Raw genomic sequence first — 22,497 nt, 5'->3', positions numbered from 1 at the left:
GTCCTCAATCGATCTGTCCGGTATCTTGCCCCGCAGGAAGCATCGCCGGCCGCTCCACGCGGCTCTCGATCACGACGCGCCGGCCCTCATTGGCGGAGGTCTGGAACGCCTCCATCACTTCCAGCACGTGAAAGGCCAGCGCGCCGCTGGCCCGATGCGGGCGGTCGTTCAGGATGGCCGTGGCCATGTCGGCGACGCCGATGGAGCGGAATTCGCCATCGACGTGACCGTGCGTCAGCGACATCGTCTCCCATTCACCGCCGGTCTTGGCGACCTGCACCTCGCCGCCGAAACGGTTCGGATCCGGCATCAGCATGCTGCCCTTGTTGCCATAGATCTCGATCGGCGCGTGCCGGTGCTTCGGCACGTCGAAGCTCATCGTGACCGACACGACCGCCCCACTCTCGAATTCGAGCGTGCCCGCGACATGCGTGGCCACCTCGACCGGGATCAGCGTTCCGTTCATCGGCTGGCTGGTGACGAGGCGTTCGGAGCGTGGGCGTGCGGTCGAGCCCATCACGCTGGCGACGGGGCCGAGCAATTGCACGAGATCCGTGATGTAGTAAGGACCCATATCGAGCATCGGGCCGCCGCCGCGGAGATAATAGAAGCCCGGAGCCGGGTGCCAGCGTTCATGGCCGGGGCACCCGAAAAAGGCGCTGCCCGCGACAGGCGCACCGATCGCGCCGTCGTCAATCAGCTTGCGCGCGGTCTGGTGCCCGCCGCCGAGAAACGTATCCGGCGCGCAGCCGACCCGAAGGTTCTTCTGCGCGGCGAGTTCGATCACCTTGCGCGCTTCCGCGACATCGATCCCGAGCGGCTTCTCGGAGTGGACATGCTTGCCGGCATTCAGCACCGCGAGGCTGACGTCGGTGTGGGCCAGCGGCACGGTGAGGTTGATCACGATCTCGATGTCATCGCGCTTGAGCAGTTGGTCGACGCGCATGGCCGGTAGACCAAAGGCTGAGCCCTGACGCTCGGCCGCGTCGCTGCGCATATCGGCTAGTGCTTTGATGTCGAGCACGGGAAAGCGTTGTGCCGCCTTCAGATAGGCGGTGCTGATGTTGCCGCATCCGATGATGCCGATGCCTATTTTTCTCATGATGGTCTCCGTGAGATCGTGTTCATCCCTTGACCGCGCCCGATGTGAGGCCGGCGACGATGTGCTTCTGCGCCAGCAGAAAGAGGATGATCGTCGGAAGGATGGTCAGCGTGATGAAGGCGAGGATCAGGTGCCACTCCGAGGAATACTCGCCCTGATAGACCATGATGCCGAGCGGCCACGGATACAGCGCATCGGTGTTCAGCATCACGAGCGGCAACAGATAGGCGTTCCAGCTGTTGACGAAGGTAATGGTGCCGACGGTGGCCAGGATCGGTCGCGACAGCGGCAGCGTCACGTGGCGGAAGAACTTGACGTAGCTGCAGCCGTCGACCAGCGCCGCCTCGAGCAGCTCGTAGGGCAGGTCCTTGAAGAAGCGCCGCAGCAGCAGCACGCTCATTGCGAGGCTGAAGGCGACCTGCGGCAGCGCGACGCCGAAATAGCTGTCGAGCAGCCCGAGATCGCGCACCTTTATGAACAGCGGCAACACCGCCGTGGCGGCCGGGAACAGCAGCCCCAGGGTGAGATAGCTCAGCAGCATCGAGCTGCCGAAAAACCGGACGTGGGCAAAGGTGAACGCCGCCATCGACGCGACGATCAGGGTCAGGGTGACCGTCAAGGTCGAGATGATCAGCGAGTTGCGCAGCAGCTGCCAGTAGCGCCCCGAGAGCAGGATGTCGGCATAATTCTGCCATTCCCAATGCTGCGGCAGGCCAAAAGGATTGACGCGCAGTTCGCCGAGAGACTTGAAGCCACCGAGCAAGGTCGCGAGCAGCGGCACAAGCACGAAGATCGCGACGACGGCGAGGAACGCCGCCTTCAACAGCACGGCCGGATCGAACGGCGCCCTGGTGGGATCGGCCCTATTCATCGCGCATGAACCATCGCTTGTAGGTGAACGCAAAGGTCACGCAGATCACGAACAGGATAACCCCGATGGCGCTGCCGTAACCGACGCGCATGCGGGAAATGCCGTTGTTGTAGAGAAAGCTGACCATCGTATTGGAGGAATCGGCGGGTCCGCCACGCGTCAGCGGCATGACCAGGTCGAACAGCTGCAACGACCCGATGATCGCAAAGAAGACGGAGAGCCGGATCGTCGGATAGAGCAAGGGGATGACGACATGACGCAAGCTCTGCGTCCGCGTCGCGCCGTCGATCCTGGCCGCCTCGATCAGGCTCTTGTCGATGCTCTGCAGCGCCGCAATGAACAGCATCATATGGAAGCCGAAATACTTCCAGACGATCACGATCAGCACCGCCAGCATGGCGGTGTCCGTCGACGCCAGAAGATGCGGTGGCTCGGCGCCGAAGCTGCGCCAGATCGAAGCGACAAGGCCGTAATCGCCGTCATAAACGAAGCTGAAAATCAGCCCGGTCGCGATCTCGGCGAGGATGTAGGGCATGAAGAACAGCATGCGCAGCGCCACCGCGCCGCGGAACCGTTCCGAGAGCATCAGGGCCAGCGTCAGCGCCAGCGGCAGCTGGACGCAGAGGGAGACCGCGATGATCAGGCCGTTGTTGCGCAGCGCGAGCCAGAATGCGCGCGTCTCCAGCACAAAGCGGTAGTTGTCCAGGCCGATCCAATTGGTCGGCCGGCCGAAGCCGTTCCAGTTAAAGGCCGAGTACCAGGCCGCCTCCCCGATCGGCAGCACCACGAACAGCGTGAACAACAGCAGCGCCGGCGGCAGGAACAGGATCAGGACGGTGTATCGTCCGTCCCAGCTCGGTCCGCGGCTCGCTTGCGCGGCCAGCGGCGGCCGGGCGACGTGGATCGCCGACGAGCTCGCAATCTGACGGGCCATGTCAGTTGCCCTGTTTGCGGGCCGCTTCAATCGCCTTGGCTGCGTCCTGCGGACTCATGCTGCCGCCCGCGATCTCCGCCGAGACATCGTTGACGACGCGGCCGACCGAGGGGCCAAGGCTCTGGTCATAGAAGTTCTGATGATAGTTCGACTTCGCCAGGTTGGCCGCGATCAGCTTCATGAAGCCATTGTTGAGGCCGGCGTCGGCGCCCTGCACGACTGGGACGATGAAATTCCCGGCCGCCAACCGCGTCTGCACGTCCTTCGAAATGAAATACTTCAGGAAATCGACTGCTTCCTTCGGCGAGCCCTTGGTGACGAGCCAGCCGGTGATGCCGCCGAGCGTATCGGTCGGAGCCCCCTTGCCGCCGGCCACGGCCGGGAAATCGAACCAGCAGAGCTTATCCTCGCTCAAGCCGATCTTGTCGGCTGCGAGCGCCCGCTGCAGATGATAGGCGGAGCTGATGGCAAGGGTCATCGCCGCCTTGCCGTCGCCGAAATAGCCAACGGCCTGGGGGTTCTTGAAGCCGAGAAAGCCGTTCTGGAACGGCTGCAGATCGACGAGCTGCTTGAACAGCTCGCCGGATTTGACGAAGGTCTCTCCGGCAAAGCCGCCATTCTCGCCGCGCAGCGCCGCATCGAATGCCGCTTTGCCACCGATGCGAACCGCAAGGTGCGTCCAGTAGAAGTGCAGCGGCCATTTGTCTGCGCCGCCGACCACGATCGGGGTCACGCCCGCGGCCTTCAGCGTCTTCACGGCGCCAAGCAGATCGTCCCAGCTCTTGATGGCGGCCGGATCGATCTTGGCCTTGGCCATCAGCTCCTTGTTGCAGAGGAAACCGACCTGCGACAGCGCGATCGGCAGACCGTAGATGCGGCCATCGTCGGTGAATGCCGCAAGTGCCGCAGGCGTCAGGCTATCGCTGTAGCCCTTCACCTGATCGGTGATGTCGTCGAGGACGCCCGCCTCGATCTGCGCCTTCAGTACGCCGCCGGCCCAGCTGTAGATGATGTTCGGCCGGTCCTTTGATTGCAGAATGGTCGGCAGCTTGGCCTTGTAGGCCTCGTTCTCCAAGAACTGCATCTCGATCTTCACGCCCGGATGCGACGCCTCATAGGCGCGGGCCACCTCGTCCCAGATCTTGACCTGCGCCGGATTGACCTCGATGTGCAGCCATTTGACGGTGGTGTCGGCGTTCGCGGCGTTGGCCCCGATCAGGCATGCGGCAGCGGCGAGTCCCAGCTTCGCGAGCAGTCTCATCACGTCCTCCCAACCGGCTTCTTTGTTGGACGCAATGCTGTCCTCAAATATTGAGGTGCGCAACTAAAATTCTGACCTGATCAACCTCACAGGGATGTTTTGCGTTTGCGAACTCATACGCGATGAGCTCCGGGAGGATTGCTGTTCCGGAACACTCTACGCATTGCGCCGCACACGACTTTGCATTGCGAAATCCAAGCATGATGTGCGACAGCGCCAGCGTCCCCTCCTGCGCCACGCCGATCTCAGTCGGAGAACGCCGCGCGAAAGGCGCGTGGCGGACTCAGGTGCAACGCGCCTTGAAATTCGCTGCGGCGAGCTTGGCCATGACGTCGTTGAGATGCGCTTGATCGCGGGTCTCGATGACGAGTTCCAACAGCGTCGCCTTGGCTGGCAGGACCGAGAAGGTGCGCTGATGCGACACCTCGATGATGTTGGCGCCGGCGTCGCCCAGCAGGCTCGACACCGCCGCGAGCTGTCCCGGCCGATCGACGATGTCGATCGTCAGCTGCGTCAGCCGTCCCTCGCGCGCGAGCTCGCGGGTCAGAACCGACGCGATCAGCCTGGTGTCGATATTGCCGCCGCTCAGCACCAGTCCGACATGGCGGCCGGCGAATTCGCCGGGGTTGGCGAGCACCGCAGCCAGACCGGCGGCGCCGGCCCCTTCGACCACGGTCTTCTCGATCGAGATCAGCGTCGCCAAGGCTTGTTCGATCTGCGGCTCGGTCACGAGCAGAATGTCGTCAACGAGATGGCGGATGATCTCGGTCGTGATCCGTCCCGGCGATTTGACCGCAATGCCCTCGGCGAGGGTGTCGCCGCGCATCGGCAAGTCTTTGCCACTGATGGCGTTGTACATCGACGGATAAAGCTCGGCCTGAACGCCGATGATCCGCACCGACGGCTTGAGCGCGCGGGCGACCACCGCGATGCCCGAGATCAGCCCGCCGCCGCCGATCGGAACGACGAGCGTATCGAGCTCGGGCACCGCGGCGAGCATCTCCAGCGCGACCGTGCCCTGCCCCGCGATGATCAGCGGATCGTCGTAAGGGTGGATCAACGTCATGCCATGCGCCGCACCGTGGCTACGGGCGAATGCGCCCGCTTCTTCCAGATTTGTACCGGAGATGATGACTTCCGCGCCGTGGCGGCGCGTGTTCTCCACCTTTACCATCGGCGTCCCGACGGGCATCACGATGGTGGCAGGAATGCCGAGGCGCCGCGCATTATAGGCGACGCCCTGCGCATGATTGCCGGCGGACATCGCGATCACGCCGCGCGGCCTCTGCTCGGCGGTCAGCGCGTTGAGCCGGTTCAGCGCACCGCGATCCTTGAACGAGGACGTAAACTGCAGATTCTCGAACTTCAACCATAGATTGCATTTACAGATCTCGCCCAATGTGCGGCTCTGATTGCAGGCTGTCTCGAGCACAACGCCTTGGATCGTTGCTGCGGCGGCGCGCACGTCGTCAAGGGTGACGGGCAGCTTGCTGAGATCATAGGCGGTCATGGGTCTGCCCAACATTGGCGCGCGGCGTTGCGCGGCGGAGCCGGCATCATGCCGGCTCACGCATCATGTATCCGATGGAAGTGGCCGCGTCTGCGGTCGTAGCAATGTAGAGCGAACTCAGACGTCGGCAAGGCCGAGCATCAGCCGCATGTTTTGCACGGCAGCGCCCGACGCACCCTTGCCGAGATTGTCGAGCCGCGCCACCAGAACAGCCTGGCCATGCTTGTCGCTCGCGAACACGTAGAGCTCAAGCCTGTTGCTGCCGTTGAGCGCCTCGGGTTCGAGACGGCCGCTTCTGGCCGCATCGCCGTCGAGCGGCATCACCGACACATATTTGCTGCCCGCATAGTGCTTCGCCAGCGCGGATTGAAGATCCGCACCAGACGGCTTGCCGGGCAGCGTGTCGAGCTGCAGCGGCACCGACACCAGCATGCCCTGCCGATAGTTGCCGACAGAGGGAATGAAGATTGGCCGCCGCGTCAGCTTCGAATAAAGTTGCAGCTCGGGCAAATGCTTGTGTTCGAGGCCGAGGCCGTACAACTCAAAGTTGGGAGCCGTGCCATTCTCATAGGCCGCAATCATCGTCTTGCCGCCGCCGGAGTAGCCGCTGACCGCGTTCACGGTGACGGGATAATCCTGGGGCAGCAGGCCGGCGTCGACCAACGGCCTCAGCAGCGCGATGCCGCCGGTTGGATAGCAGCCGGGGTTGGAGACCTTGCGCGCATTGCGGATCTTGTCGGCCTGATCGGCCGTCAGCTCGGGAAAGCCATAGGCCCAGTCCGGAGCCACTCGAAACGCGGTCGACGCGTCCAGCACTTTCGGTGCCGAGGGACCCATTCCATCGATCAGCGCGACGGTCTCCTTGGCGGCGTCGTCGGGCAGGCAAAGAATCACGAGATCCACCTCGGCCATCAGCGCCTGTTTGGCGGCCGGATCCTTGCGCTTGTCCTCGGCGATCGTCTTCACGACGATATCGCTCTGATGGGCCAGCCGCTCGGCAATGCCGAGGCCCGTCGTGCCGGAGCCACCGTCGACGAACACGGAGCGGCTCGCGGCGCCAGCTGCGCTTTTGGCCTTCGGCGGATTGCTATCGATCACGGTCATGACACGCTCCTTCAGGTCTGGGTTTCGCCGGCAAAGGCCTGGGGCCGCGCCTGCCGCATGAGAGACGAAATCTGTTGCGAGCCGATGTCGGGCTGCTCGCCGAGCCTGGTCGCGATCGCCGCGTAGTCCGCCTCGGATTTGTGCTGGTTGAGCTTGAAGCTGCCTTCGACCTGGTCGATCGTCATGACGATGCCGACGATCGCCTTGCGCATCGCCTCGAGGCGTCCCGCCGTCATCTTGTCCGAGGTCCAGGGCTTCTTCGGCAGCAGCCGCTGCTCGAACTTGGCACTGACCTCATCGACCTGCCGCGCGAGCTCGGCCTCCGACAAGATCCGCGCCGTGCCGGTCAGATGCACCGCCTGATAGAGCCAGGTCGGAACCTGATCTGGCGACACGTACCAATCGGCCGAGACATAGGCATCGGCGCCGCTGACGGCGAGCAGCCAGGGCGTCGCGCCGTCGGCAACCTTTGCCAGCGGATTGTTGCGCGCGACATGAAAGAACGCCTGCGGCGTGCCGTCGTTCAACGCGCCCAGATGAAATGGCACCAGAGATGCGATCGGCTTGGAGCCATCCCACGCGCAGACCGTGCCGAAGCCGCGCGCGTCAGCGAAGCCGAGGCTCGCGGCGCGGTCGGGCTTGAAGGGCGGTGGCGTATACATCGGACACTCCTGCTTGACGAAGGAGCCGCCTGATCAATCGCGCTGCAAGGAGAAGGATTGCCGCGGGACTGGATCCGGCGGCAAGGGCTGTGATCTCAAACGCAGATCATCGCCCGTACCGCGGGGGTACGACGGCGCATTTCGGCGATCATGTTGGTCGCTGCGTTGATCATGGGCGCAGGCCTATAAGGCCGGCCGGTTCCTGCGTCAAGATCGCAACTCGCCGGGGACGTCGGATCCCAGCATCAAACCGCGCGCCAGAGCCATTCCATGATGCGGCCGATGATGTCGCCGAACAGCAGCAGCACCGCCGACCACACCAGCGCCGAGACGAAATTGGCAATCTGGAACATCATATAGGGCATCTCGAAGATGCCCGCGGCCAGCGGCACCGAGGCACGCAACGGCCCGAAGAACCGGCCGATGAAGATGCCCGGCACGCCCCAGTCGCGCACGAAGGCTTCCCCGCGCGGCAACAATTCGGGGTAGCGCGACAGCGGCCACATCTGGGCGACGCGGTCCTTGTAGCGATAGCCGAACCAATACGAGACCCAATCGCCGAGCGCGGCACCAATCCCTCCGGCCAGCCACACCGGCCAAAAGCTGATCCCGGTGGCGCCGATCAGGGCACCGATGGCCACCAGGGCACCCCAGGCTGGAATCAGCAGGGATATGAAAGCCAGCGACTCGCCAAAGGCGAGCAGCAGGACCACCGGTGCAGCCCAAGCCTGATGATCGCGCACGAAATCGGCAACCGCGCGACCAAAATCTTCCATCTGCTCGATGCCTTCCCGTGCTGATCGCTAAGTCTTTGATGGCTTTCGCGGTTCCCCTTGGTCGACTGGTACGCCACGGAGCCCGCCGACTTCAAGTCACAACAATCGGCTGTCGCGCGTGAACAGCGCGGTTTCCGCCGTCAATTGCGACAGCGGCCGCGCCGCGGCGGCAGGCGCGCGGTTTCCTGGGTCATTGTTTTATGCCGGTCCATGGCATAGTCAGGCTCAACGATTCGTTCCATCTTGCGCAAGCGCAACATCAAATTCCATGGGTAAGCCATTGAAATCAGCTGCAAAAGCCAAGGCCAAGGGCGTCGTCGACCCGCTGGCGGCGCTCGCCGCCAAGGGTAAGGCCCAGGCCAAGCCAGCCGCCCGCGCGGCAGGTTCCGAGGGCGAGTACACCGCGCGCGACATCGAGGTCCTGGAGGGCCTGGAGCCGGTGCGGCGGCGCCCGGGCATGTATATCGGCGGCACCGACGAGAAGGCGCTGCACCACCTGTTCGCCGAGGTCATCGACAATTCGATGGACGAGGCGCTGGCGGGTCACGCCACCTTCATCGAGGTCGAACTCGACGCCCAGGGCTTCCTCACGGTGACCGACAATGGCCGCGGCATCCCGGTCGATCCGCATCCGAAATTCCCGAAGAAGTCGGCGCTCGAAATCATCATGTGCACGCTGCACGCCGGCGGCAAGTTCGACTCCAAGGTCTACGAGACCTCGGGCGGCCTGCACGGCGTCGGCATCTCCGTGGTGAACGCACTCTCGACCCGGCTCGAGGTCGAGGTCGCGCGCAACCAGAAGCTCTACCGGATGATTTTCGAGCGCGGCCATCCCAAGGGCAAGCTCGAGGAGATCGGCAAGGTCGCCAACCGACGTGGCACCAAGGTCCGCTTCCAGCCCGACCCGACCATCTTCGGTGCCAAGGCGACGTTCAAGCCGCAACGCCTGTTCAAGATGGCCCGCTCCAAAGCCTATCTGTTCGGCGGTGTCGAGATCCGCTGGAAGTGCGATCCGTCGCTGTTGAAGGGCATCGAGGACGTCCAGCCCGAGGCGACCTTCCACTTCCCCGGCGGCCTGAAGGATTATCTGGCGGCGGCGATCCATGCCGACACGTTGGTCCATCCCGACATCTTCGCCGGCAAGTCAGGCCGCACCGGTGGCCATGGCGGCTGCGAATGGGCGGTGGCCTGGACCGCCGACGCCGACGGCTTCCTCTCGTCCTACTGCAACACCATCCCGACCCCCGACGGCGGCACGCACGAATCCGGCATCCGCAGCGCCCTGCTCCGCGGCCTGAAGGACCACGCCGAGCGCGTCGGCCAGGGCAAGCGCTCGGCCAACATCACCTCCGAGGACATCATGGCGGGTGCCGCCATCATGCTCTCGGTGTTCGTGCGCGAGCCGGAATTCCAGGGCCAGACCAAGGATCGCCTGGCGACGGCCGAGGCACAGCGCATCGTCGAGCAGGCGGTCAAGGATCCGTTCGATCACTGGCTGTCCGGCAATCCGGTGCAGGCCAATCGCCTGCTCGATTTCGTCATTGAGCGCGCAGAGGAGCGGATCCGCCGCCGCCAGGAAAAGGAGACAGCGCGCAAGACCGCGACCAAGAAGCTGCGCCTTCCCGGCAAGCTTGCCGACTGCACCGACGCCGGCACCGAGGGCTCCGAGCTGTTCATCGTCGAGGGCGATTCGGCCGGCGGCAGCGCCAAACAGGCGCGCGACCGCAAGAAGCAGGCGGTGCTGCCCCTGCGCGGCAAGATCCTCAACGTCGCCTCGGCCGGCAAGGACAAGCTCACCGCCAACGCCCAGCTCGCCGACCTCGTGATGGCCATCGGCGCCGGCACCGGCACGTCGTATCGCGAAGAGGATCTGCGTTACCAGCGTATCATCATCATGACCGACGCCGACGTCGACGGCGCCCACATCGCCTCTCTGTTGATCACCTTCTTCTACCGGCAGATGCCGCGGCTGATCGACGAGGGCCATCTCTATCTGGCAGTGCCGCCGCTTTACCGCCTGACCCACAACAGCAAGACCTTCTATGCCCGCGACGAGGCCCACCGGGACGAGATCCTGAAGCGCGAGTTCAACGCCAACGCCAAGGTCGACATCGGCCGCTTCAAAGGCCTGGGCGAAATGATGCCGGCGCAGCTGAAGGAGACCACGATGGATCCGGCCAAGCGGACCCTGTTGCGCGTCGTGCTGCTGGCCGACGATCGCGACGGCACCGCCGACTCGGTCGAGCGGTTGATGGGGACCAAAGCGGAGGCACGCTTCGCTTTTATTTCGGAAAAGGCGGAATTCGCCAGCGACGAGCTGCTCGACGTCTAGTTTTTGGCCGATTCTCCCGCGTTGATTGCAGGTTCCGCGCATTCGCGTGGGCCTGCTTTTACCTTTTTAAATCAGGCACCTACCGGAACAACTGTCGTTCCGCACCGCACTTTCCCCTCTGGTGTGCTCAGCCGGCAACAGCATTTGGGCGCCATTCGGCTATAGTTCAGGCAGAAACGGCGAAGGAATCGCCGCTGCCAAATTGGTCTAGGCGACACGTCGATCTTGGGGAATTGAACATGAAGAAGCTTTTGCTCGCTGTGACCGCTATGGCGGCAATGACCGGTACCGCATCCGCCGCCGATTTGGCCGCCCGTCCCTATACCAAAGCTCCGATCGCTGCACCGCTCGCGCCGAGCTGGACCGGCTTCTACATTTTCGGCGGCGGCGGTGGCGGCCTCTGGAATGCGGACACGACGATCAACAGCACGGCCACTGGTGCGGCGCTGATCGGTCTCAACCAGAAGCAGGGCGGCGAAGGCTGGTTCGGCACGGTGGGTGCCGGTTACGACTGGCAAGTCAACCCGACCTGGGTGATTGGTGCATTCGCTGATGGCCAGTTTGGCAGCATCAAGGGCACTATCCAGGACCAGGGGGCGTTGATCGCTGGCAACATCAAGAACGACTACTCGTGGGCCGTCGGCGGACGCGTCGGTTATCTTGTCGCCCCGAACGTTCTCTCTTACGTCAATGCCGGCTACTCCAGCTCGCACTGGAAGGGCACGACGCTGTTGAGCACCGTCACGGGCGGTGCGTCGGGCCTTCACACCGATGGTTTCGATCGCAGCGGCTGGTTCATTGGCGGCGGCGTCGAGAACAACCTGAACATCTTCGGCATCTCGGCGCCGGGCTGGTTCATGAAGACCGAATATCGCTCGGCCTTCTACGACCGCAAGAACATCTCCGAGCGTGTCGACACAACGAACGCCCTTTTCGGTCGCGACATCACCTTCAAGCCGTGGGTGCAGACCATCAGCACCTCGCTGGTCTACCGCTTCAACTGGACCGGCCCGGCCGTCAAATACTGAGCCGCCTGGGTTCGGTATCTTCTTTACTGCGAAAAGCCCCGGTCAATCCGGGGCTTTTTGTTTTGTGCCCGAAAGCGGCTGGTCATCCGCCGCCTTGGCCGCTAGCTTCCTCGTCACAAATCTTCACAAAAATGACCGCAGCGGCGTCTTCGATGCTGTGAAGCGCGTCGATGAAGGAGGAACGGCCATGCGGAGAGTGTTGCTGATCGGCGGCTTGCTCCTGCTCGCCATCGGCCTGTTCTGGATCGGTCAGGGCACTGGCGTGGTGGCTTGGCCGCGGACGAGCTTCATGATCAACCAGCTGCAATGGGCCGGCTATGGTGTCGGCATGGGCGCGCTCGGCTTGGTGATGATCTGGCAAGGCACCTGCTGAACAAGGCACCTGCTGAATCGGAATAGCCGGAAAGGATGCAGAATGACTGGACGATTCGATCTTCGCGGCAAGGTCGCGATCGTGACGGGGGGCAATGGTGGCATCGGCCTGGGCATGGCTCGCGGCCTGGCTGATTCCGGCGCCGATATCGCCGTGGTCGGCCGTAACGCGGCCAAGTCGAAGACCGCTGTCGCCGATCTCGCCGGCCGCGGCGTGCGTGCCATCGCCGTTACCGCCGATGTCAGCAACCAGTACGATGTGGCCGCCATGGTCGCGCAGGTCTCGCGCGAGCTCGGCCGCATCGACATCCTGATCAACAATGCCGGCATGAGCATCCGCAAGCCGCCCCATCTGCTGGAGCTCGAGGAGTGGCGCGAGGTGATCGACACCAATCTCACCAGCGCGTTTCTGTGTTCAAAGGCCGCCTACCCCGCGCTCAAGGCGAATGGCGGCGGCAAGATCATTAACATCGGCTCGATGCTGTCGATCTTCGGCGCCAGCTTTGCGCCGGCCTATGCCGCCAGCAAGGGCGGCATCGTGCAGTACACGCGCGCCTGTGCCTGCGCCTGGGCGCCTGACAACATCCAGGTCAATGCGATCCTGCCGGGCTGGATCGACACCGACCTCACCCGTGCCGCGCGCCAGCAGATCGACGGCCTGCATGACCGCGTGCTGGCGCGGACCCCCGCCGGCCGCTGGGGCGATATCGACGACTTTGCCGGCATCGCCACCTTCCTGAGCTCACCGGCGTCGGACTTCGTCACCGGCACAGCCATTCCAGTCGATGGCGGCTATTCGATCTCGGCCTGACGCGGCACCTCAGCGCCGGAAGCTCTTGATCTCCGAAACGCTGCCGTCGCGATAGGTGAGCTCGACCGAAACGAATTTCGTCGCGGGCGGCAGCTTCAGATAGGGCGTGGCATTCGAGGGAATCGCGATCGGGTCCTTCATGTCGCAACCCGGCATGCTCAACACCTTGTCGGGCACGGCGCTGTCGATGCCGATGCGCACCTCGCGGATGGCGCACCGATACGACATCAGGTGGGTGTAGTAGACGAGCAGGCCGTTGAACTCGCGGAACGACAGCCAGCTGGTCGCCGTCATGTCGAGGATCTTGCGCTGGTCACGCACCAGCGCCGCTTCCGGCTCGAAGCGGATCGGAAACGGCCCCTGCATCTCGCCACCCGCGTCAACATAGCGGACCTCGATCGTGCCGGCCGGCGCATCGGCGGGAAGCTGGATCGAGGGATTGGGCATGCGCTTGCGCGTGCGCGGATCCAGCACGTCCATGAAGCCGGTCTCGCGGAATTCCCCGGCTTCGCCCATGCGCCAGGAAATGCCGAGCGTCGGATCGGCGATCGAGAAGGTGACGGTCCAACCGCCATTGTGGCGCGAGAACATCGCGATCGGCGCGTTCAACGACTCGTTGGGCGGAGGAATGCGCGGGGCCGACACGGGCGGCAAGGCCGCGAGCTTCTGCTGCGGCTCGGCCGGCTTGTTGTCCGCTGCGGCCGATCCCTTGGCCATGCCGTTCAGGAAAACGTCGTCGACCATCTGGTCGAAATAGACCGGAATCTGCTTGTGCCGCACGGTCTCGGCCAGCTCGCTGACCACGCGGCGCGTGCGCTGCGCGACCTGAACGAGATTGACGCCGGGCTGCGTCAGCTCCTTGGCAAAGGTGCGCGTGAACACCGAGTTCGGATTGGCATCGTCGTTCGAGAGCCGGTCGAGCGCGGTCTGCCGGGGTCCTGCGGAAAACACCGAGAACACGCCCTCCGGCAACTGCGTCATCGGCGCCAACCCGCCGCCGCCGGCGACCGCGCGCGTGCCAGCGCGCTCGAACGGATTGTTGCGGCAGGCATCGAACACCAGGATCGACGTGCGCGCCTTCTTGTTCTGCAATCGCTCGATGATGCGGTCCGCCATGATCGAAGCATCGCGCACCAATTCCTCCTGCCCCTCTGTCGCCGCGGGCACGTCAGTGGGCAGCAGGAAGTTCTGTCCGGCAATCTCGAAGCCATGACCGGCATAGAAGAAGAACGCAGTGTCGCCCGCCTCGACAGCACTGTCGAAGGCCAGCAGCGCCTGGCTGAACTGCTGCCGATTGAGATTTTCCGCAACCATCACGTTGAAGCCGAGCTGCTTCAACGTATCGCCCATCGTGCGCGCGTCGTTCACGGCCTTCTGCAGCTTGGGAACAAATTTGTAGTCGTTGTTGCCGACGACCAGGGCGACGCGCTTCTCGGCCTGGGCGGCCGGCGCCAGAAGCAGGCTCAGCACGACCAGTCCGCAGGCCCACCACGTCCGCATCGATCTCATCATCAGTCCCTGCTCTGTTGTCCCGCCGTGACGTCGCCAACCACGTCCCGCTCTGCGATAGTCGGCCGCCTCACGTCGCCGGTTCATGAGCGTCGATGCGCCCGCCCGCTGCTGCCGCCGGGTCAACGACAGGCCACAATTCCGACGACAATTCGACCGTCGGCCCTGCAGATGACTGCGGCGGTATTCGGAGAGCCCGAACTATGACGACTGGGCGGCGGTTTGCCTGCAAATAATGCAAAAACATTAAGGTTTTTCGGGACTTCTCTGGCCACCTCCATTGACTTTGGGCGATTTGACCCTATTTTCTCACTATCGCGGCTTGGAAACGCTACTCGATTCCACCAAGCACTGGCCGCGGGTCAGCGTCAGTCAGAGAGCCCCCAGCTTCGTTAGAGCATGCCGTTTCGGGGTTGAACGCGACCACAGCCTTTTACCCCTCGATTCCTAACGGCGGCGTCGAACAGAGGCCCCGTCGCCTATTGGCGCGTGACACAGAGGCTCGATGTCCTTTTCCAATCTCGGCTTGTCCGACAAGGTGCTGGCTGCAGTTGCAGCCACCGGTTACACCACTCCTACTCCTATTCAGGAACAGGCGATTCCTCACGTGCTGGCCCGTCGCGATGTGCTCGGCATCGCCCAGACCGGCACCGGCAAGACCGCAGCTTTCGTGCTGCCGATGCTCACCATTCTTGAAAAGGGCCGCGCCCGCGCACGAATGCCGCGCACCCTGATCCTGGAGCCGACCCGCGAGCTAGCCGCCCAGGTCAAAGAAAACTTCGATCGCTACGGCGCCGGGCAGAAACTCAACGTCGCATTGCTGATCGGCGGTGTCTCCTTCGGCGACCAGGACACCAAGCTCACCCGGGGCGTCGACGTCCTGATCGCGACGCCCGGCCGTCTGCTCGATCATACCGAGCGCGGCGGATTGCTGCTCACCGGCGTCGAGCTCCTCGTGATCGACGAAGCCGACCGCATGCTCGACATGGGTTTCATTCCCGACATCGAGCGAATTTGTAAGCTGGTGCCGTTTACGCGGCAGACCCTCTTTTTCACCGCGACCATGCCGCCGGAGATCCGGCGCGTCACCGAAACATTCCTGCACAATCCGCAGAAGGTCGAGGTGTCCCGGCCCGCCACGACCGCTGTGACGGTTACACAGCTCCAGGTGCCCGGTGGCCGCGAAGCGCATCAGAAGCGCGAAGTACTGCGCAAGCTGCTGCGCGAGGCAAAGGACCTGAAGAACGCGATCATTTTCTGCAACCGCAAGCGTGACGTCGCCATTCTTCACAAGTCGCTGCAGAAGCACGGCTTCAGCGTCTGCGCGCTGCACGGCGACATGGACCAGTCTGCCCGCATGGCCGCGCTCGATCAGTTCCGCAAGGGCGAGCTACCGCTGCTGGTCGCCTCGGACGTGGCCGCACGCGGTCTCGACATCCCCGAAGTCAGCCACGTCTTCAATTTCGACGTGCCGCATCATTCCGACGACTATGTTCACCGGATCGGACGCACCGGCCGTGCGGGCCGCACTGGCACCGCAATCTCCATCGTGAGCCCGGCTGATCAGAAATCGATAACCGCAATCGAGAAGCTGATCGGTCAAAGCATTCCGAAGGCGGAAGGCGACTACGAGGTGGCCGCGTCAGCCGACGAGGACTCCCATGAACGGCGGCCGCGCGACGGTGCCCGCCGGAGCCGCGGCAAGGCACCTCGCGAGCGCGAGCCGCGCGAGATCCGCGAGACACGTCCGTCCGCTGCCGCGCCGCGGCCTGCGCAAGCGGCGACGCCGCGGCCCGCGCCGAGCCCCCGCAACGACCCTGCCCGGACCGAGCAGCCGCGCCACGAACCCCGGCGGCCGCGACGTGATCACGACAACGAGCCGGCCGATCACTCGCATCTCCCGGCCTTTCTGCTCCGCCCTGTACGCGCGCCGCTCCCCTAAGCGAGGTCCAAACTCACGTGTTGCGGCGGAACCTCGATCAACAAGTTCCGCCCATCATCAAGCGCGCCGACGGCGATCGTGCGTCCCGTTCACGCGACGTCAGTTCCGCCGCTCACGACGCGTCAGCCTGACCACCGGCTTATGCAGTACAACGAGCATATGAGATGACGAGCGTCCTGTAAGGGTAACTTGACGCTTATCCGGAACTCTACGGCCGTATTTACCCCTGGTTCACACACGTCCTTTAGCTTGTCCGGCATTGTTTATTCATTGCTGTGGCGACGGCGACGCGGGCGATTTGGGGAGAACCTGTTGTGGTCAATGCGCTTGACGAACACGAACGAACGATAGGCTTTGGCGAATTTGCGCTTGGCCAGATCAGAGCTCTGCGTCACTCGGCCAATCCTCGCAACTACGAGATTTGGTACGTCTATGCGACGGGCTATAACACGCAGCTGAACGAGATTCTCAACGAGACGATCGCGCGCAACGGCGAGCTTTCTCAAGCCGAACTCGACCAGCTCTACGAATCCTATCTGACGCACCTGAAGACGTCTGATCGCATCGACAAGGTCGGTGCGCGCGTCGTCGGCGAGATCGATGACTTGGTCGGCACGATCTCCGACGCTCTCGGCCGCACCGCCAGCTACGATGCGAGCCTTGCCGGCGCTGACCAGAAGCTTGCATCGGCGACGAGCCGTGAGCAGCTTGTCGACATCATCGAGGCTCTCGCGCATTCGACGAAGCAGATGCGGGAGACCAACCGGATGCTCGAGCAGCGTCTCACGCTGTCCAAGGACGAGATCAGCGGACTTCAGCAGAGCCTCGAGGCGATCCGTGCCGAGAGCCTGACCGATCCGCTCACCGGACTTGGCAATCGCAAATATTTCGATCGCATGATCGAGATGGCCGTTGAGGGTGGGCTGACGTCGAATCAGCCGCTCTCGCTGCTGATGTTCGACATCGATCACTTCAAATCATTCAACGATTCCTTCGGTCACCTGACCGGCGACCAGGTGCTGCGCCTCGTCGGGATGTCGCTGAAGAATGCGATCAAGGGACAGGATATTGCGGCGCGCTATGGCGGCGAGGAGTTCGCAGTGGTGCTGCCGAACACGCCGCTCCGACAGGCGCTGACCGTCGCCGACCAGATCCGCCGCGCGGTCACCGCGCGGGAGCTCAAGAAGAAGTCGACCGGGGAAATTCTCGGACGGGTCACGATCTCCGTAGGCGTTTCCATGCTCAGGCCCGGCGACGACACGGATGCGCTGATCGAGCGCGCGGATGCCTGCCTCTATGCCGCCAAGCGCAGCGGACGCAATCGCGTGATCTGCGAGAGCGATCCGGAATTCGCCGCGGCCACGCGCGGCCAAGTGGCCTGACGAATGCCCAGCACACGGGCGTCCATGTCAGCGCCGCGTCGATGACGTTTTGGGCCGTCTTGCGCCTGTTGCGGTCTTGCGGGCCCGCGCGGAGGCGGGCGGCTGCGCTTTCTTTACGGTCTTCTTGACCGTCTTCGGCACCGCGAGAGGCTTGCTGTTCGTCACCGGTGTCTTGGCATTTGCGCGCCTGGCCGCACCCGTTGCCGTGGCCTTATCACGCCCAATCCGGGATGCCGCGCGCGTCTTGCTGCGCTTGCGCAGGGCCGCAGTTTGCGCCGCGACGAATGCCTCCCGGGCCCACAGCGTGAACTCATCGGCGTCGTCGAACAGATGCGCCGGCACCTGCCAATAAGAGCGCACGGTCATCGTCCGCGCCCGCGTCTCGTAAGAGAACGGCTGGGACCCGGCGGCCTCGAACTTGGCGAAGCTCGCTTCATCGGCGCGCAAATAAAGCCCGCTGCGCAACGCCAGCGCAAAGTTGATGCCGTCAGCGGAGATGCCGAAGCCGGAGAACATCCGGCGGATCGTGACCGGCCCGAAGCCGGCGAACAGCTCAACGAGATAATCGCGATCCATCGCAGCGCCCTCCTGCCGAGACGATTCAGAAACGCTCGACGCGTTTGTCGTCCCGCTCAAGGCAGGCTGTCAATGTCGCGAACACGACAAGCGTTGCGAAAACGCCGGCGGAAAGCCGACGATCAGACCTCGGCAGGCTTCAGCTGCACCGACTCGCCGCAACCGCAGGCGCTGATCTGATTGGGGTTGTTGAAGACGAACTGGGCCTGCATCCTGTCAGCCTGATAATCCATCTCGGTGCCGAGCAGGAACAGCACGGCCTTGGGATCGACCATGATCTTGACGCCCTTGTCCTCCACCACCTCGTCCGTCGGGCGGATGTCGTGAGCATATTCGACCGTGTAGGACTGGCCGGCGCAGCCGCCGTTCTTCACGCCGACCCGCAGGCCAATGATCTCCGACTCGGCCCGCTGCATCAGCTCGCGGATGCGCGTGGCAGCGGCGTCGGTCAAACGCATGACCTGCGGACGGGGCCGCGGCTTGGGCTTGCTGACGATGGGCGCTGGCGTATTGTTCATATCGGTCATCTGGTCAATCCCGGCGGTCAATCAATCCCGCCCACCATTCAAACTTCGTGCCTCACCACATATTGAGGACGAGACGCGCCTCGTCACTCATGCGGTCCGGCGTCCATTGCGGCTCCCACACGATATTGACGTTGACGACACCCACCCCCGGAACGCTGGCGATCGCGTTCTCCACCATGGTAGGCAGTTCGCCGGCCGCCGGACAGTTCGGGGTGGTCAAGGTCATCACCACATCGACGCTGCGGTCATCCTTGATGTCGACCTTGTAGATCAGGCCGAGCTCATAGATGTCCGCCGGAATTTCCGGATCGAACACCGTCTTGAGGGCCGCGATGATCTCGCTGGATAGCCGCTCGGTCTCCTCGGGCGGCAGCGCCGAATGGGTTTCGACGGACTGAGCTTTGACGTCTACCGTGTCGGTCATGCGAACAAATCCCGCGCCTTGATCAGAGCCTGTGCCAGCTGATCGACCTCTTCTCTCGTATTGTACATGCCAAACGAGGCTCGGCAGGTCGCAGTGACGTTGAATCTCTCCAAAAGCGGCATGACGCAATGCGTGCCCGCGCGCACCGCGACGCCCTGCCGGTCGATCACGGTCGCGATATCGTGGGCATGCGCGCCCTTCATCTCGAACGAGATCACCGGCCCCTTGCCTTTGGCCGTACCGATGATCCGCAACGCGTTGATCTCGCGCAGCCGCTCTTGCGCATAGGTCAGCAGGTCGTGCTCGTGAGCGGCAATGCGATCCTTGCCGACGGAATTCACGTAGTCGATCGCAGCACCCAGTCCGACCGCCTCGACGATCATCGGCGTGCCCGCCTCGAACCTATGCGGCGGATCGCCATAGGTGACCCAGTCGCGCGCGACCTCGCGGATCATCTCGCCGCCGCCATTGAAGGGACGCATCGCGGCGAGGCGATCATACTTCCCGTAAAGCACGCCGATCCCGGTCGGCCCATAGAGCTTGTGACCGGTGAAGACGTAGAAATCACAGTCGATGTCCTGGACATCGACGGCAAGATGCACCGCTGCCTGGCTACCATCGATCAGCACAGGAATGCCGCGCGCATGCGCAATGCGCACGACCTCCTTCACCGGCACGAGCGTGCCGAGCATGTTCGACATCTGCGTGATCGCGACCAGCTTGGTCTTGGCGGTCAGCAGCTTTTCGAACTCGTCGATCAGGAAGTTGCCTTCATCGTCGACCGGCGCCCACTTGATCACCGCACCCTGGCGCTCGCGCAAGAAATGCCACGGCACGATGTTGGAATGGTGCTCCATGATCGAGAGCACGATCTCATCGCCCTCGCCGATATTCGGCCCGCCCCACGACGACGCCACGAGGTTGATCGCCTCGGTCGCGTTGCGGGTGAAGATGATCTCCTCGTTGCGTCTTGCATTGAGGAAGCGCGTCACCCGCTCGCGGCCGCCTTCATAGGCTTCGGTCGCGGCATTGGCGAGATAATGCAGGCCGCGATGCACGTTGGCGTATTCGCTGGTGTAGGCCTGCGTCATGCGGTCGAGCACTGCGCGCGGCTTCTGCGCCGAGGCGGCGTTGTCGAGATAGACGAGCGGCTTGCCATAGACCTGCAGCGCAAGTGCCGGGAAATCCTCGCGGATGCGGGCGACGTCATAGGTCCCGTTGGCGACTGCCGGATGCGTGCTCATGCGCGGGCCTCCAGCCAATCCTGGGCGGCGGCGATGACGCGTTCGCGCAAGTCGTCGTCCTCGATCGCCTCGATCGCCTCGCCGACGAAGGCCTGGATCAGCAGCGCCTGCGCCTGCTTTTCCGGCAGGCCGCGCGCCTGCAGATAGAACAGCAGGCTGTCGTCGAGCGCGCCGGCCGTGGCGCCATGGCCGCAGGAGACGTCGTCGGCGAAGATCTCGAGCTCCGGCTTGCTGTCGGCCTCGGCCTCGTCGGACAGCAGCAGCGCCCGCGTCATCATCTTGCCGTCGGTCTGCTGCGCGTCCTGGCGCACGATGATGCGCCCCTGGAACACCGAGTGCGCGCGATCGTCGAGCACCGCGCGGAAATTCTCGCGGCTGGTGCAGCCGGGCACCGCGTGGTCGACGACCAAGGTCATGTCGCCATGCTGCTTGTCACGCAGCAGGTTGACGCCGTTGACGATCAGCTCGCTGGCTTCACCGGCGAGCGTGATGAAGGCCTGCAGCCGGCTGACCGCGCCGCCGCTGGTCATGTTGAACAGGCTGAGCTTCGATTTCGCGCCGACCGTGAACAGTTCGGACGAGACGTTCACGACATCGGTTGCGTCCCGCATCAGCCGCACATGCGACAGCGCGGCCTCGTCGCCGACCCAGATCACCGCGGCATCATTGGCCTGATAGGCGGCAGCGCCCTCGGCGGCGATCGAATTCTCGACCAGCGCAGCGCGGGCGCCCTGCCCTATCAGCACATGAGAGCGGCTGTAGCGCGCCACCTTGGAGGCGGTGGCGACGTGAATGAGCTGCAGCGGCGACGACAGCTGCACGCCGTCCGCCACCGTGACCACGACGCCATCGGTCGCGAGCGCCGCGTTGAGCGACAGCATCGGATCGCTGGCCTTGGTCAGCAGCAGGTCGCCGCGGGACTCGTTGGACTGCTCGTCCAGCAGGGCGCGCAGCGTGCGCACGGACACCCCGGACGGCAATGCCGCGAGATCGGACAGCTCGAGCGCAACCACACCATCGACCAGCACGATCTTGGTCGCCCCGTCGATCGCGACCGACGCGATCGCGACCTTGGCGCGCGCCAACGCAGCCGCGTCGGGCGTACCGGCGAGCGGCAGCACCTCACGCACGAGGGCGCGCAAATCGGTGTACTTCCACTCCTCGATGCGCCGGTGCGGCAGGCCCGTGCGCTCGAAGGCAGCAAAGGCCTCGCGCCGGATATCCGCCACCTTGCCGGCGCCGGGCAGCCGGCCTTGCGCGGCAGCAAACACGCTGCTTGCCGCCGGACCGCTGTCGTTCTTGACCAAAGCTACGTTCATCACAGATCCATTCACGCCAGCGATCAGGCCGCGTCTTCGAACTGGGCGTAACCGGACGCCTCCAGCTCGAGCGCGAGCTCCTTGCCGCCACTCTTCACGACGCGGCCCTTCGACATCACGTGAACGACGTCGGGCACGATGTAGTTCAGCAGCCGCTGATAATGGGTGATCACGATCATCGAGCGCTCCGGCGAACGCAGCGCGTTGACGCCGTCGGCCGCGATCCGCAGTGCGTCGATGTCGAGGCCGGAATCCATCTCGTCGAGGATGCACAGCGAGGGCTGAAACAGCGCCATCTGCAGCACCTCGTTGCGCTTCTTCTCGCCGCCGGAGAAGCCGACATTGACGCCGCGCTTCAGCATGTCCTGCGGGATGTTGAGCTGCTTGGAGATCTCGCGCACCTTCTTGAGGAAGTCCGGCGTCGAATATTCCTCCTCGCCACGCGCCTTGCGCTGCGCGTTGAGCGCGGTGCGCAGGAAGGTCATGGTGGCGACGCCGGGGATCTCGACGGGATATTGGAACGCCAGGAACACGCCCTTGGCGGCGCGCTCGTCCGGCGCCATGGCGAGCAGATCCTCGCCCTTGAACAGGATCTCACCGCCGGTGACCTCGTAGCCCGGCTTGCCGGCGATGACGTGGGACAGCGTCGACTTGCCGGAGCCGTTCGGCCCCATGATCGCATGCACCTTGCCGGCGTCGATGGTCAGCGTCAGGCCGTGGAGAATCTCGCGCTCCTCGACGCGGACCTGCAGATTCTTGATTTCGAGTAGTGCCATTATCTCTTTCCGCTCAGCGCTTGCCCTGGAGCAAC

The 22,497-nt window shown here is 63.9% G+C and carries 21 protein-coding genes; 6 read left to right on the top strand and 15 right to left on the bottom strand.

Going from position 1 to position 22,497, the window contains the following annotated elements; translation table 11 throughout:
* Positions 1-4: 4 nt before the first annotated feature.
* The 8 genes from BBTA_RS18680 to BBTA_RS18645 all read right to left on the bottom strand — a co-directional run bounded on the left by BBTA_RS18680 (position 5) and on the right by BBTA_RS18645 (position 8,220).
* Positions 5-1,102 (bottom strand): Gfo/Idh/MocA family protein, encoded by a 1,098-nt coding sequence (locus tag BBTA_RS18680; protein WP_012044061.1) that lies wholly within the window; start codon positions 1,100-1,102, stop codon positions 5-7.
* A gap of 22 nt (positions 1,103-1,124) precedes the next feature.
* Positions 1,125-1,973 carry a carbohydrate ABC transporter permease gene (locus BBTA_RS18675; RefSeq protein WP_012044060.1) on the bottom strand — a complete coding sequence of 283 codons (849 nt, stop codon included), beginning with the start codon at positions 1,971-1,973 and terminating at the stop codon, positions 1,125-1,127.
* On the bottom strand, positions 1,966-2,907 hold the full coding sequence (locus BBTA_RS18670; protein ID WP_012044059.1) for a carbohydrate ABC transporter permease: 942 nt from the start codon (positions 2,905-2,907) through the stop codon (positions 1,966-1,968). The genes BBTA_RS18675 and BBTA_RS18670 overlap by 8 nt, the downstream gene beginning before the upstream one ends.
* Before the next feature lies 1 nt (position 2,908).
* Entirely contained in the window at positions 2,909-4,168 is a 1,260-nt protein-coding gene (locus BBTA_RS18665; protein WP_012044058.1) for an extracellular solute-binding protein, read from the bottom strand.
* A 283-nt stretch (positions 4,169-4,451) separates the two neighbouring features.
* Positions 4,452-5,678 carry a threonine ammonia-lyase gene (locus BBTA_RS18660; RefSeq protein ID WP_041750746.1) on the bottom strand — a complete coding sequence of 409 codons (1,227 nt, stop codon included), beginning with the start codon at positions 5,676-5,678 and terminating at the stop codon, positions 4,452-4,454.
* Positions 5,679-5,795: 117 nt separating this feature from the next.
* Positions 5,796-6,782, bottom strand: coding sequence for an N-acetyl-gamma-glutamyl-phosphate reductase (argC, locus tag BBTA_RS18655; protein WP_012044056.1), 987 nt, complete (start codon positions 6,780-6,782; stop codon positions 5,796-5,798).
* A gap of 11 nt (positions 6,783-6,793) precedes the next feature.
* On the bottom strand, positions 6,794-7,444 hold the full coding sequence (locus BBTA_RS18650; protein WP_012044055.1) for an FMN-binding negative transcriptional regulator: 651 nt from the start codon (positions 7,442-7,444) through the stop codon (positions 6,794-6,796).
* 245 nt (positions 7,445-7,689) lie between these two features.
* Complete coding sequence (locus BBTA_RS18645; protein WP_012044054.1) at positions 7,690-8,220, bottom strand: DedA family protein; 531 nt, start codon at positions 8,218-8,220, stop codon at positions 7,690-7,692.
* Between the two features lie 268 nt (positions 8,221-8,488).
* Between BBTA_RS18645 and parE the strand changes: the two genes are divergently transcribed.
* The 4 genes from parE (at position 8,489) to BBTA_RS18625 (ending at position 12,763) form a co-directional block, all read left to right on the top strand.
* Positions 8,489-10,552, top strand: a complete 2,064-nt coding sequence (gene parE, locus BBTA_RS18640; protein WP_012044053.1) for a DNA topoisomerase IV subunit B — start codon at positions 8,489-8,491, stop codon at positions 10,550-10,552.
* A 239-nt stretch (positions 10,553-10,791) separates the two neighbouring features.
* Positions 10,792-11,580: an outer membrane protein gene (locus tag BBTA_RS18635; protein ID WP_012044052.1), complete on the top strand. Its 789-nt coding sequence runs from the start codon at positions 10,792-10,794 to the stop codon at positions 11,578-11,580.
* 187 nt (positions 11,581-11,767) lie between these two features.
* Positions 11,768-11,953 carry a hypothetical protein gene (locus BBTA_RS18630; protein ID WP_012044051.1) on the top strand — a complete coding sequence of 62 codons (186 nt, stop codon included), beginning with the start codon at positions 11,768-11,770 and terminating at the stop codon, positions 11,951-11,953.
* 42 nt (positions 11,954-11,995) lie between these two features.
* Positions 11,996-12,763, top strand: a complete 768-nt coding sequence (locus BBTA_RS18625; protein ID WP_012044050.1) for an SDR family NAD(P)-dependent oxidoreductase — start codon at positions 11,996-11,998, stop codon at positions 12,761-12,763.
* A 9-nt stretch (positions 12,764-12,772) separates the two neighbouring features.
* Here the strand turns inward: BBTA_RS18625 and BBTA_RS18620 are convergent, their stop codons facing one another.
* Positions 12,773-14,275, bottom strand: coding sequence for a caspase family protein (locus BBTA_RS18620; protein ID WP_012044049.1), 1,503 nt, complete (start codon positions 14,273-14,275; stop codon positions 12,773-12,775).
* Positions 14,276-14,777: 502 nt separating this feature from the next.
* Here BBTA_RS18620 and BBTA_RS18615 point away from each other — a divergent pair.
* Together BBTA_RS18615 and BBTA_RS18610 are read left to right on the top strand one after the other, a co-directional pair.
* Positions 14,778-16,214 carry a DEAD/DEAH box helicase gene (locus BBTA_RS18615; RefSeq protein WP_012044048.1) on the top strand — a complete coding sequence of 479 codons (1,437 nt, stop codon included), beginning with the start codon at positions 14,778-14,780 and terminating at the stop codon, positions 16,212-16,214.
* A 314-nt stretch (positions 16,215-16,528) separates the two neighbouring features.
* The gene (locus BBTA_RS18610) at positions 16,529-17,596 is read left to right on the top strand and encodes a GGDEF domain-containing protein (RefSeq protein ID WP_012044047.1); all 1,068 of its coding nucleotides are present in this window, start codon (positions 16,529-16,531) and stop codon (positions 17,594-17,596) included.
* Between the two features lie 27 nt (positions 17,597-17,623).
* Here BBTA_RS18610 and BBTA_RS18605 read toward each other — a convergent pair whose 3' ends face one another.
* From BBTA_RS18605 to sufC, 6 genes are all read right to left on the bottom strand, one after another.
* The gene (locus tag BBTA_RS18605; RefSeq protein WP_012044046.1) at positions 17,624-18,172 is read right to left on the bottom strand and encodes a TfoX/Sxy family protein; all 549 of its coding nucleotides are present in this window, start codon (positions 18,170-18,172) and stop codon (positions 17,624-17,626) included.
* A gap of 122 nt (positions 18,173-18,294) precedes the next feature.
* Positions 18,295-18,699, bottom strand: coding sequence for an iron-sulfur cluster assembly accessory protein (locus BBTA_RS18600; protein ID WP_012044045.1), 405 nt, complete (start codon positions 18,697-18,699; stop codon positions 18,295-18,297).
* A 52-nt stretch (positions 18,700-18,751) separates the two neighbouring features.
* Complete coding sequence (locus BBTA_RS18595; protein ID WP_012044044.1) at positions 18,752-19,123, bottom strand: SUF system Fe-S cluster assembly protein; 372 nt, start codon at positions 19,121-19,123, stop codon at positions 18,752-18,754.
* Entirely contained in the window at positions 19,120-20,367 is a 1,248-nt protein-coding gene (locus BBTA_RS18590) for a cysteine desulfurase (protein WP_012044043.1), read from the bottom strand. Before BBTA_RS18590 ends, BBTA_RS18595 begins: the two co-directional genes overlap by 4 nt.
* The gene (sufD, locus tag BBTA_RS18585) at positions 20,364-21,686 is read right to left on the bottom strand and encodes a Fe-S cluster assembly protein SufD (RefSeq protein ID WP_012044042.1); all 1,323 of its coding nucleotides are present in this window, start codon (positions 21,684-21,686) and stop codon (positions 20,364-20,366) included. The genes BBTA_RS18590 and sufD overlap by 4 nt, the downstream gene beginning before the upstream one ends.
* A 23-nt stretch (positions 21,687-21,709) precedes the next feature.
* Complete coding sequence (sufC, locus tag BBTA_RS18580) at positions 21,710-22,462, bottom strand: Fe-S cluster assembly ATPase SufC (RefSeq protein WP_012044041.1); 753 nt, start codon at positions 22,460-22,462, stop codon at positions 21,710-21,712.
* Positions 22,463-22,497 lie beyond the last annotated feature (35 nt).

Origin of the sequence: Bradyrhizobium sp. BTAi1 (genome assembly GCF_000015165.1) — a bacterium.
Lineage (GTDB): Bacteria > Pseudomonadota > Alphaproteobacteria > Rhizobiales > Xanthobacteraceae > Bradyrhizobium > Bradyrhizobium denitrificans.
The sequence above is the reverse complement of the archived record's forward strand: the minus strand, read 5'-3'. Positions and strand labels throughout refer to the sequence as shown.

What these genes read in the sequence shown, in the direction of transcription:
- BBTA_RS18680 (WP_012044061.1), bottom strand. Translation starts at nt 1,102, where the DNA reads ATGAGAAAAATAGGCATCGGCATCATCGGATGCGGCAACATCAGCACC.
- BBTA_RS18675 (WP_012044060.1), bottom strand. Translation starts at nt 1,973, where the DNA reads ATGAATAGGGCCGATCCCACCAGGGCGCCGTTCGATCCGGCCGTGCTG.
- BBTA_RS18670 (WP_012044059.1), bottom strand. Translation starts at nt 2,907, where the DNA reads ATGGCCCGTCAGATTGCGAGCTCGTCGGCGATCCACGTCGCCCGGCCG.
- BBTA_RS18665 (WP_012044058.1), bottom strand. Translation starts at nt 4,168, where the DNA reads ATGAGACTGCTCGCGAAGCTGGGACTCGCCGCTGCCGCATGCCTGATC.
- BBTA_RS18660 (WP_041750746.1), bottom strand. Translation starts at nt 5,678, where the DNA reads ATGACCGCCTATGATCTCAGCAAGCTGCCCGTCACCCTTGACGACGTG.
- argC (WP_012044056.1), bottom strand. Translation starts at nt 6,782, where the DNA reads ATGACCGTGATCGATAGCAATCCGCCGAAGGCCAAAAGCGCAGCTGGC.
- BBTA_RS18650 (WP_012044055.1), bottom strand. Translation starts at nt 7,444, where the DNA reads ATGTATACGCCACCGCCCTTCAAGCCCGACCGCGCCGCGAGCCTCGGC.
- BBTA_RS18645 (WP_012044054.1), bottom strand. Translation starts at nt 8,220, where the DNA reads ATGGAAGATTTTGGTCGCGCGGTTGCCGATTTCGTGCGCGATCATCAG.
- parE (WP_012044053.1), top strand. Translation starts at nt 8,489, where the DNA reads ATGGGTAAGCCATTGAAATCAGCTGCAAAAGCCAAGGCCAAGGGCGTC.
- BBTA_RS18635 (WP_012044052.1), top strand. Translation starts at nt 10,792, where the DNA reads ATGAAGAAGCTTTTGCTCGCTGTGACCGCTATGGCGGCAATGACCGGT.
- BBTA_RS18630 (WP_012044051.1), top strand. Translation starts at nt 11,768, where the DNA reads ATGCGGAGAGTGTTGCTGATCGGCGGCTTGCTCCTGCTCGCCATCGGC.
- BBTA_RS18625 (WP_012044050.1), top strand. Translation starts at nt 11,996, where the DNA reads ATGACTGGACGATTCGATCTTCGCGGCAAGGTCGCGATCGTGACGGGG.
- BBTA_RS18620 (WP_012044049.1), bottom strand. Translation starts at nt 14,275, where the DNA reads ATGATGAGATCGATGCGGACGTGGTGGGCCTGCGGACTGGTCGTGCTG.
- BBTA_RS18615 (WP_012044048.1), top strand. Translation starts at nt 14,778, where the DNA reads ATGTCCTTTTCCAATCTCGGCTTGTCCGACAAGGTGCTGGCTGCAGTT.
- BBTA_RS18605 (WP_012044046.1), bottom strand. Translation starts at nt 18,172, where the DNA reads ATGGATCGCGATTATCTCGTTGAGCTGTTCGCCGGCTTCGGGCCGGTC.
- BBTA_RS18600 (WP_012044045.1), bottom strand. Translation starts at nt 18,699, where the DNA reads ATGACCGATATGAACAATACGCCAGCGCCCATCGTCAGCAAGCCCAAG.
- BBTA_RS18595 (WP_012044044.1), bottom strand. Translation starts at nt 19,123, where the DNA reads ATGACCGACACGGTAGACGTCAAAGCTCAGTCCGTCGAAACCCATTCG.
- BBTA_RS18590 (WP_012044043.1), bottom strand. Translation starts at nt 20,367, where the DNA reads ATGAGCACGCATCCGGCAGTCGCCAACGGGACCTATGACGTCGCCCGC.
- sufD (WP_012044042.1), bottom strand. Translation starts at nt 21,686, where the DNA reads ATGAACGTAGCTTTGGTCAAGAACGACAGCGGTCCGGCGGCAAGCAGC.
- sufC (WP_012044041.1), bottom strand. Translation starts at nt 22,462, where the DNA reads ATGGCACTACTCGAAATCAAGAATCTGCAGGTCCGCGTCGAGGAGCGC.